The following is a 13,502-nucleotide window of genomic DNA, read 5'->3' as shown; positions in this document are numbered from 1 at the left end:
TTAACGAAAGTGGGAACCGTGACCCTTTAACATGCTGGATGGTATGGCGTTTCCCGCCTAAACTCCCCGTGCATTTGCCCGAGTACTTCGTCGATGTTCGATAGCGTGCTGAACTTCCTGTCCGGCGGCCTTACCCACTGGGGTTGGGCCGGCATTCTTGTGTATCTCCTGGTGGTCACCCAGCTCACGATCTTCACCGTGACGCTGTACCTGCACCGCAGCCAGACCCACCGCGGCGTGGATTTCCACCCGGCGCTGGCGCATTTCTTCCGCTTCTGGGGGTGGATCACTACCGGCATGGTCACCCGCGAATGGGTGGCTGTGCACCGCAAGCACCACGCCAAGGTCGAGACCCCGGAAGATCCGCACAGCCCGGTCGTGTACGGCATCAACAAGGTGTTCTGGGATGGCGTGTCGCTCTACCGCGACGCCTGCCACATCAAGGCCGACATGGAAAAGTACGGCCGCGGCACGCCGGACGACTGGGTCGAGCACAAGGTGTACGGCGGGCACCCGTATTTCGGCCCGGCGTTGATGCTGGTGATCGACCTCGCCCTGTTCGGCGTGATCGGCGGCGCGGTGTGGGCGGTGCAGATGATCTGGATCCCGTTCTGGGCCGCCGGTTTCGTCAACGGCGTTGGCCACTGGGCCGGCTATCGCAACTTCGAGACCACCGACACCTCGCGCAACCTCATTCCGTGGGGTTTCTGGATCGGCGGCGAAGAGCTGCACAACAACCACCACGCGTTTCCCAGCTCGGCCAAGTTCGCGCTGCGCAAGTGGGAGTTCGACATCGGCTGGTCGGCGATCTGCGCGTTGCGCGCGGTCGGTCTGGCCAAAGTGCTGCGCGTGGCACCCACGCTCAATGTGCGCCCGAACGTGGCCTTGCCCGACACGGAAACGCTGAAAGCCGTGTTGACCCATCGCATCGAGGCGATGACCGATTTCTACCGCCAGGTCATCGTGCCGACGTTGCACAGCGAAGCGCAGCGTGCCGGCAACAACCTCAAGGCGGTGCCGCGCCGCCTGCGCCGCGCGCTCGCCAACGGCGGCCGCTGGCTGGATGCCGAAGGCAACGGCAAGCTGCAGGCCGTGCTGTCCAAGCGTCCGCAGCTCAAGGTGGTGTGCGAATTCCGCAGCCGGCTCGCGGCGCTGCTCGACCAGCGCGGCGCCGACCAGGCATTGAAAGGCCTGCAACAGTGGATTCGCGAAGCCGAGGAAAGCGGCATCCGCGCGCTGCAGGAGTTTGCCGAACGGCTCAAGGGTTACGCGGCAGCCGGCGCCTGATTCCACGCGCTATGTAGCAACGAAAGCGCCCGCCAATTGGCGGGCGCTTTTTTGTGAGTCTGGCCGAAGCCCACCCCACGGAACCACCGGTACTTGCCGCAAGCAGCTGTGCCGAATCCCGAATCCCAATATCCCGCATCCCATTCCTCAAAAGGTCGCCACGCCTAGAGCTTGTCCGGCCCCTTCGCGAGCCAGCGGTCGAGCAGGGCCTTTTCGTAGCGCAGGTTGCCGCTGCCGAAGCGCGTGGCGGTGTCGTACATGAAGCCGGGGTCGCGCAGCTTGCGGGTGCCTTCGCGCACGAGCTTGCCTTCACCATTGGTCAGCCGAAAGTGCAGGTCGATCCGCGGCGGGTAGATGTCCTTGATGATGCGCACATCCTGCAGGCGCGGCCCCAGCCACGGCTCGAAACTGCCGGCGCGGTCGATGTCGGTCACCGTGATGGCAAGGTGGTCGCCCGGCGGCAGCATCCTGCCGGCGCGGGTTTCGATGAACGTCTTGAGTGTTGCCAGATAGCCATCGTCCAGCCGGCTGGGCGCCAACGCGCGCAGCTTGCGCGCCTCGGTGAACTGGTCCGGATGTTCGTAGGTGACGGTGATGTTGCCGGCGGGGGTCTCGGCAGCGTGCACCGGCGCAGCCAGCAGGGCGCCCGTGGCCAGGAGTGCGTACGCGAGGATGCGAGAGAGCATGACGACCTCCGACCGGGCCTCGATGCCCGATACAAACACCATAACGCCGGTGTGCGGCTTCGGTGCACGGACACGAAAAACCCGCCACGCGGGCGGGTTTTTCGACAACGCTTTCGGCTTGCGCCCAAGCGTCGGGTCTTACTTGATCTTGCCTTCCTTGTAGATCACGTGCTTGCGCACGACCGGATCGTATTTCTTGAACTCGAACTTTTCCGGCGTGTTCTTCTTGTTCTTCTTGGTGGTGTAGAAGTGGCCGGTGCCGGCCGAGGAAATCAGGCGAATCTTGTCACTGGAACTCTTGGCCATGATGGTCTCCTCAGATCTTCTCGCCGCGGGCACGCAGCTCGGCTACCACGGCCTCGATGCCCTTCTTGTCGATGGTGCGCAGCGCGTGGTTGGAAACGCGCAGCTTGATCCAGCGCTTTTCGCTGGGCACCCAGAAGCGACGCTCGTGCAGGTTGGGCAACCAGCGGCGACGGGTACGGTTGTTGGCGTGCGAGACGTTGTTGCCGGTCTGCACACCCTTTCCGGTGACTTGGCAAATGCGGGCCATGATGAGCTCCGTAGTATTCGTTGACCGCCCGTTGGCCAGGGCGACATCGGCCCAGCGGCGCCATGCGCCACGCGATGCTGGAGGGGTGAAACGGATCGCCGTCGCAATTCCGCACCGCGTGGCGGAAGCCCCGGAAGGCCCGGGTCGATGTCGAAGAGCTGTGTATTGTCTACTGAAAACAGGCGTTGGCGCAATCCCGTGCGACCGGTCGCAAGCGCGTGCGGGGTGCAGCGTGCCGGCAGGTATGAAACAATCAGGCTCTTTTGACGCCATTCCCAACCGAGGCATACCCATGGCAGAAGTCGCCACCAACGGCCAGGCCAGCGCGCAGGGCACCGCGCCGCAGCTCGTCCTGCAGAAGATCTACGTGAAGGACGTCTCCTTCGAGGTGCCGGGCGCGCCGAAAATTTTCCAGGAATTCAGCGGCGAGGGCAGCCAGCCGGCGCCACAGGTGCAGTTGAACCTCGGGCACAAGGCAATGGACCTGGGCAACGACCTCTACGAGGTGGTGCTCAGCGTCACGCTCACCTGCACGCTGGGCGAACACACGGCTTATCTTGCCGAGGTGGAGCAGGCCGGCCTGTTCGGCATTGCCGGGTTCAGCAACGAGGATCGCGCCGGCGTGATCGGCAGCTACTGCCCGAACCTGTTGTTCCCGTATGCGCGCCAGATCATCTCCTCGATGGTGCTGGAGGGCGGTTTCCCACCGTTCCTGCTGCAGCCGATCAACTTCGATGCGCTGTATGCCGAACAGCTGCGGCGCATGACCAGCGGCGGCGACGCGCCGGCCACGCTCAACAGCTGAGTCGGTCGCATGGCCGAACCAATCCGCCTTGCGGTGCTGGGTGCCGGTTCCTGGGGCACCGCGCTGGCGGCGCTCACGGCGCGCAACGGCGTCGCTACCACATTGTGGGGACGCGACCCGGCAGCCCTCGCCGCGATGGCGGCCAGCCGCTGCAATGCCCGCTACCTGCCAGGCATCGAGTTGCCGGACACGCTGGTGTATCAGGCCGATCTGGCTGCCGCCGTGCAGGGCGCCGACATCGTGTTGCTGGTGGTGCCCAGCCACGCGTTTGCGGCGATGCTCGATGAGGTGGCGCCGCTCCTGGCCGACCACGCGACGCTGGCGTGGGCGACCAAGGGCTTCGAGCCCGGCACCGGGCGGTTTTTGCACGAGCTGGTCGCAGAGCGCCTGCCTGAGCATCCGGCGGCGGTCATCACCGGGCCGTCGTTTGCGCGCGAAGTGGCGGCCGGACTGCCGAGCGCGGTTACCGTGCATTCGGAGGACGCCGCCTGCGCGCAACGCCTCGCCGGCCTCTTGCATGCCCCCAACCTGCGCGCCTATACCGGCGGCGACATGCTGGGCGCCGAGCTGGGCGGCGCGATGAAGAATGTGCTGGCCGTGGCCACCGGCATTGCCGACGGCATGCAGCTGGGCCTGAATGCGCGCGCCGGGCTCATCACCCGCGGCATGAACGAAATGCTGCGGCTGGGCATGGCGATCGGCGCCAAGCCGGAAACCCTGATCGGGCTGTCCGGTCTGGGCGATCTGGTGCTTACCTGCACCGGCGACCTGTCGCGCAACCGCCGGCTCGGCCTGGCGCTCGGCCGCGGCGTGGCGATCGACGACGCGGTCCGCGAGATCGGCCAGGTGGTGGAAAGCGTGCTGGCGGCCGACGAGGTGGCACGGCTCGCGGCCAAGCACGGCGGCCTCGACCTGCCGATCAGCGCCGGTGTGCGCGCCGTGCTGCATGGCGAAGTGACGCCCGCCGAAGGGCTCAAGGCGCTGATGGCGCGCGAGCGCAAACCCGAGTATCCGCACGGCTTGTTCGGCAACAGCTGAGCTGTCGCAGGCGCCAATCCGCCGAACTTGGCATCCAGCGCGGCTCCGGTCCGGCGGGACGCGCGCGTCGATGGCGCACTGGGATACCCACTGACACCGGCGTGGCGGCAGCCGTACGGGCCGGCGTTCGGCGGATCGCTGCGTGCGCGGACAGGACATCAAGCCTGCTAAGCTCGGGCTTTTGGTCGTCGTCACGAGGCGCTTGCGGATGTCGCAGCCGGAGGACAAACAGCACGCCTGCGATGTGCGCCTGCCGGCAGGCTGGCAGCGCGTGCTGACGCCATCGGTGCCGCCACTTGCGGCCGCGCCGGTCGTGCTCGGTTTCTTCTTTGAAGTCCTGCCCGAGGACGGTGCCGCGTGGGCGCACCTGGATGTCGCGCCGATGGTGCTCGACGTGGCCGAGCACGGGCACCACGTGCATCCGGTGCCGCTGGACAGCCACACGCTCGCCTCTTCGCCGTTGCCGCCACATGAGCAGCGGCTTGCCGCCAGCGTGCTGGGCCTGCCGCAGAGCCAGCGCAAGGGCCGCAGTTACGCGCGTCTTGCCGGTCGGCTCGGCGGCAGCCTGCTGACGGAACTGCTGGATACCGCGCCGTGTTTCCTCGGCGGCCTTGCCGGCCTGCGCCTGTCGCGCGGCAAGGCCATCCCGCTCGCCTGGGACTGGCAACTGGAAGCCGACGGCAGCCAGCGCCTGGTGCCGCAACTGCCGCACAACCAGCGCCTGCTGCGCATCGACAGCCTGTGGTTTCTCGACGCCGAGCACGCTACGCTCGGCCACCTTGACGCCGCGCCGGCGGAAACTGCGTGGCTCGACCTGCCGCCGCTGCGGCATGAAGACAGCGCGGCGTTTGCCGCCGCGATCGCCGGTGGCCCGGTTGCGGCGCGGGTGCCGTCGCCGCAAGTCTTCGCGCATTTGCAGCGTGCCGACCTCGCGCCCAAGCCCATCCTCACGCTGCAGGCGCTGACCCGGCACGCGCGGCTGGCCGGCGGCGCGGCGCCGCTGGCATGGGCGCGTCTGGCGTTCGACTACGGCGGCGAGCGCCTGCCCAGCCGCGGCGGCGATCCGCTGGTGCGTCGCGTGCGTGGCGGGCAACTGGTGGAAATCGCCCGCCGCCGTGCCGAAGAGCTGGCCACCATGGAGCAGCTCGAACGCATCGGCCTGACCCCGGTGGTGGATACCGAAGGCCTGCCCTGGGACATCGCCGACACCTTGCCCGACGACGCCTGGCTGTTCCCGGGCACCGGCCACGCCGGTGCGCTCGAAGTGAATACGCCGGCACGTTGGCTCGCGCTGCGGCCGCGGCTCGAAACCGAAGGCTTCACGCTCGACTACGCGCCGAGCTTTCCGTTCGAGGTGCTCGAAGGCCCGGTGCGCTGGTACGGCAGGGCGCAGGAAGACACCGACGACCACGCGTTCGATCTCGAGATTGGCATCGAGCTCGACGGCAAGCGCTGCAATCTGTTGCCCGCGGTGGCGCAGGCGCTGGCCGAGCGCCAGCTGCACCTGACGCCGGTGCCGAACGAGCCGGACGATGCCGTGTGGTACGCGCCGGTGGACGAGCGTCGCCGGGTGCCGGTGCGGCTCAAGGAGCTGCGCGGCCTGCTGGCGCCGCTGGCTGAATACCTGGAAAAGCCGCGCAAACAGTTGCACCTGCCGCGCGTGCAGGCCGGCCGGCTGGACGAGCTGGCCGCCGTGCTGCCCACCGACGGCACGCTGGAAGCGCCGGAAAACCTGCGCGGCTTCACCGCGCGCCTGCGCGATGCCGCCGCGCGCGCCAGCGACGCGATCCCGACCGGACTCGTCGCCGAACTGCGGCCCTACCAGCGCGAAGGCCTGCGCTGGCTCAACGCCCTGGCCGAAGCCGGCGTCGGCGGCGTGCTGGCCGACGACATGGGGTTGGGCAAGACGCTGCAGCTCATCACCCATCTGCTGGCGCTGAAGCAGGCCGGTGCGCTGGAAACCCCGGCGCTGATCGTGGTGCCGACCAGCCTCATCCCGAACTGGCAGGCCGAAGTGGCGCGCTTTGCCCCGGCGCTGCGCGTGCTCACCCTGCATGGTCCGCAGCGCGCCGAGGCGTTCGCCCAGCTCGGCGCGCAGGACATCGTGCTGACCAGCTACGCCTTGTTGCCGCGCGATGTCGTGCCGCTGCGCCGGCAGGCGTTTGCGCTGATCGCGCTGGACGAGGCGCAGCAGGTCAAGAACCCGCGCACGCAGGCGCGCCGCGCGCTGCTCACGCTGCGCACCCGCCGTTTCGTGTGCCTGACCGGCACGCCGCTGGAAAACCACCTGGGCGAGCTGTGGTCGCAGATCGACCTGGCGGTACCCGGCCTGCTTGGCGACGAGCACGCATTCCGGCGCTTCTACCGCATCCCGATCGAGCGGGCGCACGACGAGGAATGCCAGCAGCGCCTCAACCACCGGCTCGCGCCCTTCATCCTGCGCCGCACCAAGGGGCAGGTGGCCACCGAGCTGCCGCCGAAGACCGAGATCACCCGCCGCGTCATGCTCGAAGGCCGCCAGCGCGAGCTGTATGACGGCCTGCGCCTGTCGCTCGCCGAGGAGCTGCGCGAGGTGATCGCGCAGCGCGGCATCGCGCACTCCGGCATCGTCGTGCTCGATGCGTTGCTCAAATTGCGCCAGGTGTGCTGCGACCCGCGGCTGGTGAAATTGGAAACCGCGCGCGGCGTGCAGAACTCCGCCAAGTTCGACCTGTTGATGGAAATGCTGCCGCCGCTGCTGGACGAAGGCCGCAAGGTGCTGCTGTTCTCGCAGTTCACCAGCATGTTGCGGTTGATCGCCAGCGAGCTCGACCGCCGCCGCATCCGCTACGTCACCTTGACCGGCGAAACCCGCGACCGTGCCGCGCCGGTGGAAGCGTTCCAGCACGGCGAGGTGCCCTTGTTTCTGCTGTCGCTCAAGGCAGGCGGCGTGGGCTTGAACCTCACCGCCGCCGACACCGTCATCCACTACGACCCCTGGTGGAACCCCGCCGCCGAGGCGCAGGCCAGCGACCGCGCCCACCGCATCGGCCAGGACAAGCCGGTATTCGTTTTCCGCCTCATCACCAGCGGCACCGTCGAGGAGCGCATCGAGGAGATGAAGGCGCGCAAGGCCGAACTCGCGCAGGCCGTGCTCGACGGCGGCGGCAGCCGCACGCGGCTGGCGTTCGACCAAGGCGATCTGGACATGCTGCTGGCGCCCGACTGAGCACGGCCTCAATCCGGCGGCGCGCGGGCCGACAAAGCGCAGGGATGTTCCGTACGCACACGAGGTGCCACCATGCATGTCGAGCGTTACCTGCAGGATCGTCAGCACATCGCGCAGCAGATCGCGACGATGCGCCGGCTCAGCCAGGGCGGCATTGCCGTGCATACCCACGAGATCGCCGAGCACCTCACCGCCATCGCCGGGCAGATCAAGCTGCACCTCGCGCTGGAGGATCAGGTGCTGTATCCGGAACTGAGCCGCGTCGCCAAGCCGGGCATGGCGTCGCTTGCCGCGCACTACCAGTCCGAGCTGATGGCGCTGAGCGAATCGTTCACCGCGTTTGTCGAGCATTGGCGGGTGGCGTCACGCACCGAAGTGGATCCGGAAGGGTTCCGGCGCGATGCCAAGGTGGTGCTGAAAGCTCTGCACGAGCGGCTGCAGCGCGAAAACGCCGAGTTCTTTCCGGCCGTCGCCGAGCTGTAGGCGCGCCGCCGCCCGGGACCTCGCCCGGGCGACCGGTGCGCGCGGGGCAAAAAGAGGCGCCGGGCCCTTGCGGGTCCGGCGCAATTTGCCGTGTCGGGGGAGGAGTGCGTCGGAAACGGCGACGGCACCTTGACGACACGGCCAAGGTGGCGATGCGCCGGCCGGTGGCCGGCGCATCGATTCAGAACGACATGCCCACGCTGGCGCCGTAGGTGCGTGGTGCCAGGTACTGGGAAACGTACTGCAGGCTGCCGTCGGGCATCACGAAGCGCATCGCGTTGGTGCGCACCCGGGCATCGTTGAAGTTCTGCGCGTACACGCTGACCCACCAGCGGCCCTGCGGCTCGGTGTAGCGCAGCGCGATGTCGCCGCGAAAGTACGCCTTCTGCTTGTCGCCGTCGCCGAGGTTGAACGGGCTGAGCCATTGTGCGGTCTGGTACTGGCCGCTGAAGCGCGGGGTCAGGCGACCGCCGTTGGGCAGGTGGAAATCATGCTCGTAGAGGGCGGACACCGCGAGCGTCGGCGCATGGGCAAGGTCGTTGCTGGTGATGTCCATGCAACTGGCGATGCCCGAGGCCGGTGGGCAGGCCGGCAACCCCTGGTAGTCGTTGCTGCCCGCGTAGATCAGCGTGCCGAGCGTCTTCTTGGGGATGTACGACAACGTCAGGTTGGCGCGGTCGTCGGGCTCGAGCAGCGCCAGCTCCGACTCGAAGCCGGCCACCTTGGTGCTGCCGCCCACGTTCGAGAACGCCAGGCCGAGGTTGCCGTTCGGGAAGGTGACCGGCGCGGCGAGCTGGAAGTCCTTGAAGTTCTCGTAGTACGCCGCGTTGTTCCAGGTCAGGTGGCCGTCGAGGAAGGTGAGCTTGGCGCCGATCTCGTAGTTGGTCAGCTTCTCGGGCTTGTACAGCGAACCGGCATCCTGGGTGCCGCCGGATTTGTAGCCGGTGGAGACGCTGGCGTAGATCATGGCGTTCTTGCCGAGATCAGCGGCGACGCGGCCCAGCCAGGTCAGCTGGCCGTGCTTGTACTTGGCATCGTTGATAGTGGAGATGGCAAAGTTGGTCGCGGGGCCGGGAATCGTGCTGGGCGCGATCGGCAACTGCGACAGGTCGGGGTTGTAGGCCCAGCCCCAACCGCGGCCGTCGATGTTGCGCTTCTCGTCGTTGGACCAGCGCACGCCGCCGGTCAGGTGCCAGATATCGGACACGTTCCAGGTGGCCTGGCCGAACACGGCGCTCGAGTTCACCAGCTCCTTGGGCTGGATGAATGACCCCTGCCAGCTCACGCTACCGTGCTGGGTGCCATGCATCTGCGGGATGTCGAAGCGGATGTCATTGTTCTCATGGCTGTAGTAGGCGCCCACGACCCAGTCGATAACCTGCGAGCCGCGGGACTTCAGGTTGATCTCGTGGCTGTAGCTCTTGTAGTTGGAGTAATTGGTGCGGTCGTTCTGGTAGGTGGCGCCGGTGGTGAAGCTGGTGGGCACGCCGACACCGGCGTCCTGGTCGAATTCGCTGGCGCCGAAGAACTGGTTGTAGCCGGCAACGTAGGTCGCCTCGACCGAGTCGCTGATGTCCCAGGTCATGCGGCTGCGCCAGGTGCCGGAATTGCGGTGCAGGTAGGGCGGCGTGTCGATCAGCGCCGACCAGAACGACTGCCCGGGCCGCGGCGTCTGCATCAGGTTCATGTCGGGTGTGCCGCGGTCGATGAAGTACTCGTAGGAGAGGTTCCACTGGAACGCGTCGCTGGGTCTCCACAGCGCGCTCACGCGGGCCGCGGTCTGGTCCTGCGCGTTGTACTTGGCGCCGTTGTGCGCGTACTGGTTCGGGTCGATCGGGATGAACTTCGCCGGGTCGCCGCCGGTGGCGAGGTAGGTGGCCTGCTGCTGTGCCACGCTGGGCAACTGGCCGGCGGGGTTCTGGTAGTCGACGTAGCCGTCGTGTTGCTCGTGCGCCACGGCCACGCGCATCGCGAACGTGCTGCTGATCGGCAGGTTCACCGCCGCGCGGGTGCCCATCTGGTGGTAGTTGCCGGCCTCGATCTGCGCGTTGCCGGAGAAATCGCCGTCGATGTCGGGCTTGATGGTCTCGAAGCTGATCGCGCCGGCGGTGGAGTTGCGCCCCCACAGGGTGCCCTGCGGGCCGCGCATCACCTGTACGTTGTCGATGTCCAGCAGCAGGCCGGCCGCGGCTTCGGCGCGCGGGTCGTAGACGCCGTCGACGAACACCGCCACCTCGGGGTCGGCGTACTCCGTTTTGGCGCTGTCGTTGCCGATGCCGCGCATGGTCAGGGTGACCACGCCGTGGTCGCCTTCGGAAGTGGCCTGCAGGCTGGGCACCAGCGGCGCCAAGTCCTGCACCGTCATCACGCGCTGCTGTTCGATGGTGTCGGCGGCAATGACGCTGACGGCGACCGGGGTCTTCTGCAGCGGAGTCTCGTGCTTGACGGCGGAAACCGTGACCGTATCGAGCTGCTTGACCTTTTCGGCCGGAGCATGGGATGGCGGCGTCGCATCCTGCGGCGCTGCCTGCGCCAGGCAGGGCGCGAGTGCGAGCGACATGGCGGCATACAGCGCCGAGTAACGCGTTTTCATGTGGTATCCCCTCTTCGTTTTGTTGTGGCTGACGGGTGATGCCGGCGGTGCCGGTGGCGTAGCGACTGTTCCCCAATTGACAGCGTAATCCTGTCTATGTACGACAGCGCTGTCGTAAAACTCTAACTCCATTCCGGGTGCGGGCGCATCCGGTCGTGGGTGGCGATAAATGATTTTTGGGTATGTGTGGAAGCGTGTCCCACATATGGCGTGGTTCCCCGGCCGACCGGCCGGGCCCGCGCCGCGGGTGGCTGGCCATCAACCGCTGCCAGGTGGTCTCCGGTGTCACGTGCTCATTTCGCGCAACCCACCACCTGATCGGCGTTGGTGCCCAGCGTGGCGCTGGATACCGCCAACTGCGTGCCGCGGCTGGCCTCGAGCACGAGCGGCTGCACGATGTGGCGCATGTTGGCGCCGGCCGCCTGCAGGCATTTCAGCGGTACGCCCACACGCAGCCAGTGCGCCGGCGCGAGCGGTTTCAGCGCCACGCGGCCACGGCAGTCGTGGCCGCAACCCATGCCGATCCAGGCCGGCGCGGGGGACGGCGCGGCGAGGCGCAAGGTGGTCACCAACATCACGTCGCCGTTGGCCTGGCGGTCGAGATCGAGCGGATGGTCGGCATCGATGCTCAGGGCGGCCGGGCCGCCGGACCAGTCGAGGCGGCGCGCGTCTTCCTGCGCGCGGTAGTCCAGCGCGGTGAGGCGCAGGCTGCCGTCTGCACTGGCGGCCGGGGTGGCGAGGACCTTGCTGCGGCGGCCATCGACGCCGGTGAGGTTGAGCGTATAGCCGGCGACGGCGGCGCCCTTTTCCAGATAGTCGTCCACGCGCACGGTAGCGCCGCTGACGCCGGAATTTTCGGACAGTGCAGGCACCGTCACGTGGTCGGCATAGGTAAGGCCGTAGCCCAGCGGAAACGCGGGTGCGCTGTGGCCGGGCATGGCGGTGGAGGGCCAGGCGAAGGCCAGCTTGCCGTGGAAATCGAAATCCACTTGGCCATTTGGCTCGCGCAGCAGCACATCGGCCACGCCGCCGCCCTCACTGCCTGGCAGCCACGCGGCCACGAAAGCATTGGCGACGTTGATCTCGCGGCTCACCCACAGCGGGCGCCCGCTGAGGAACACCGCCACCACGGGAATGCCCTGGCCGCGCAGGCGGCGGATTAGGTCGAGGTCGTGGTCGTCACCGGGGTGGAACAGCAGGTTGGCGCGGTCGCCCTGGAACTCGGCATAGGGTGTTTCGCCGAACACCACGATGGCCACGTCGGGCTTGCGCGTGTAGTGGCCGGCGGGAGCGATCTCCGCCTGCCCACCGGCGGTCTTCACCTGCTGCGCGATGCCGGCGCCGATCGACTGCGCGCCGGGGAAATCGGCGTTGGTGAGCCCGGTACCCTGCCAGGTGAGCGTCCAGCCGCCGTTCTGCCGCGAGATGTCATCGGCGCCTTCGCCGGCCACCAGGATGCGTTGGCGCGGGTCGAGCGGCAGCAGGTGGCCGTCGTTCTTCAGCAGCACCAGCGACTCGCGCACCGCGCGCCGCGCCAGCGCGCGGTGCGCCGGGCTGCCCAGCACGTGGCTAGCGTCGCGCGCCAGCGGCTCCTGCGAGGGCAGCGGCGCGTCGAACAGGCCGAGGCGGAACTTCACCCGCAGGATGCGTGCGACGGCATCGTCGAGCCGCGCCATCGGGATTACCCCTGCCTTCACTTCGGCCAGCGTATTGCGGTACAGGCCGCGCCAACTGTCGGGCGCCATCAGCATGTCGGCACCATTGTTGAACGCGGCCGGGCAATCTTCGTTGGTGCAACCTGGCACCTGGCCCTGCGCGTTCCAGTCGCCGACCACGAAGCCCTGGAAATCCATGCGCTGCTTGAGCACGTCAGTGAGCAGGCCATGGTCGGCAAGGATCTTCACGCCGTTCCAACTGGAGAATGAGGCCATCACGCTCTGCACGCCGGCGTCGATGGCGAGTGGGTAGCCGACGGCGTGCACGTCGATCAGCGCTCGCTCGCTGATCTGCGCATCACCTTGATCCTTGCCGTCCTTGGTGCCGCCGTCGGCCAGGTAGTGCTTGGCGGTGGCGATGACGTGCGAGGCATCGAGGAAACCGGGGCTGCCGGGTTTGCCCTGCAGACCCTCGACCATGGCTGCGGCGTAGGCGGCGACTACGCCTGGGTCCTGTGAATAGCCTTCGTAGGCGCGGCCCCAACGCGGGTCCTGCGGTACGGCCAGGGTGGGCGCGAAGGTCCAGTTGAAGCCGGTGGCGCGCACCTCGGCGGCGGTGGCCGCGCCGATCGCGCGTATCAGCGCGGGGTCGTGCGCGTTGCCTAATGCCGAGTTTTGCGGAAACAGCGTGGCGCCGATCGTGCCGTTGTCACCGTGGACCGCATCGATGCCCAGCAGCAGCGGGATCGCCACGCCGCCGCTGGAAGTATCCGTTGCGGCGCGCTGGAACGCGTCGGCCAGCGACTTCCACTGTGCCGCGGTGGCGAAACGGCCGCCCTGCGGCTTGGAATTGCCACCGGCTAGCACTGAGCCGAGCCGGTACTTGCGCACGTCCTCCGGGGTGACGCTGCCGATGTCGGCCTGGATCAACTGGCCCACCTTGTCGGCCACCGTCATCTTCGCTATCAGCGCGGCGACGCGCCGTTCCAGGGCAGGGTCTGGCGGCAGCGGCCAAGTAGCGCGCGGCCATGCTTGCGGGTGCGCGGTGGTAGCGGCGTGATCCGCTGCAAAGCTCGCCGGGGCGAACGCGATGAAGACGGCGAGGGCCAAGGCAGCCGGAAGCCGGGATGTGCGTGCGATGGGCATTCGCGTATTCCTTTGACCAGCCGATCCCGGCCGCAGCGTGGATGCAGA

Annotated in this window: 10 protein-coding genes; 5 read left to right on the top strand and 5 right to left on the bottom strand. The window is 67.7% G+C overall.

From position 1 onward, the window contains the following. Positions 1-93: 93 nt before the first annotated feature. Positions 94-1,287, top strand: coding sequence for a DesA family fatty acid desaturase (locus AC3WP6_RS12975; RefSeq protein WP_492628112.1), 1,194 nt, complete (start codon positions 94-96; stop codon positions 1,285-1,287). Between the two features lie 164 nt (positions 1,288-1,451). Here AC3WP6_RS12975 and AC3WP6_RS12970 read toward each other — a convergent pair whose 3' ends face one another. From AC3WP6_RS12970 to rpmB, 3 genes are all read right to left on the bottom strand, one after another. Further along, on the bottom strand, positions 1,452-1,973 hold the full coding sequence (locus AC3WP6_RS12970) for a DUF3016 domain-containing protein (protein WP_492628111.1): 522 nt from the start codon (positions 1,971-1,973) through the stop codon (positions 1,452-1,454). A gap of 138 nt (positions 1,974-2,111) precedes the next feature. Continuing rightward, positions 2,112-2,279, bottom strand: a complete 168-nt coding sequence (gene rpmG / locus AC3WP6_RS12965) for a 50S ribosomal protein L33 (RefSeq protein WP_492628110.1) — start codon at positions 2,277-2,279, stop codon at positions 2,112-2,114. A 10-nt stretch (positions 2,280-2,289) separates the two neighbouring features. Continuing rightward, a complete protein-coding gene (gene rpmB / locus AC3WP6_RS12960; protein ID WP_492628109.1) occupies positions 2,290-2,526 on the bottom strand; it encodes a 50S ribosomal protein L28 in 237 nt (78 codons plus the stop codon). A gap of 292 nt (positions 2,527-2,818) precedes the next feature. Between rpmB and secB the strand changes: the two genes are divergently transcribed. The 4 genes from secB to AC3WP6_RS12940 all read left to right on the top strand — a co-directional run bounded on the left by secB (position 2,819) and on the right by AC3WP6_RS12940 (position 8,060). Beyond that, a complete protein-coding gene (gene secB, locus AC3WP6_RS12955) occupies positions 2,819-3,331 on the top strand; it encodes a protein-export chaperone SecB (RefSeq protein ID WP_492628108.1) in 513 nt (170 codons plus the stop codon). A 9-nt stretch (positions 3,332-3,340) separates the two neighbouring features. Then, positions 3,341-4,369: an NAD(P)H-dependent glycerol-3-phosphate dehydrogenase gene (locus AC3WP6_RS12950; protein ID WP_492628107.1), complete on the top strand. Its 1,029-nt coding sequence runs from the start codon at positions 3,341-3,343 to the stop codon at positions 4,367-4,369. A gap of 208 nt (positions 4,370-4,577) precedes the next feature. After that, positions 4,578-7,577, top strand: coding sequence for a DEAD/DEAH box helicase (locus AC3WP6_RS12945; protein ID WP_492628106.1), 3,000 nt, complete (start codon positions 4,578-4,580; stop codon positions 7,575-7,577). Positions 7,578-7,649: 72 nt separating this feature from the next. Beyond that, positions 7,650-8,060, top strand: a complete 411-nt coding sequence (locus tag AC3WP6_RS12940; protein ID WP_492628105.1) for a hemerythrin domain-containing protein — start codon at positions 7,650-7,652, stop codon at positions 8,058-8,060. A 181-nt stretch (positions 8,061-8,241) separates the two neighbouring features. On the opposite strand, the gene AC3WP6_RS12935 is transcribed toward AC3WP6_RS12940, so the two are convergent. Then, the gene (locus AC3WP6_RS12935; protein ID WP_492628104.1) at positions 8,242-10,653 is read right to left on the bottom strand and encodes a TonB-dependent receptor; all 2,412 of its coding nucleotides are present in this window, start codon (positions 10,651-10,653) and stop codon (positions 8,242-8,244) included. A 293-nt stretch (positions 10,654-10,946) separates the two neighbouring features. Then, positions 10,947-13,454 (bottom strand): glycoside hydrolase family 3 protein, encoded by a 2,508-nt coding sequence (locus AC3WP6_RS12930; RefSeq protein ID WP_492628103.1) that lies wholly within the window; start codon positions 13,452-13,454, stop codon positions 10,947-10,949. Positions 13,455-13,502 lie beyond the last annotated feature (48 nt).

The sequence above is a fragment of the Rhodanobacter sp. FW106-HT46G03 genome (genome assembly GCF_058789895.1).
The sequence above is the reverse complement of the archived record's forward strand: the minus strand, read 5'-3'. Positions and strand labels throughout refer to the sequence as shown.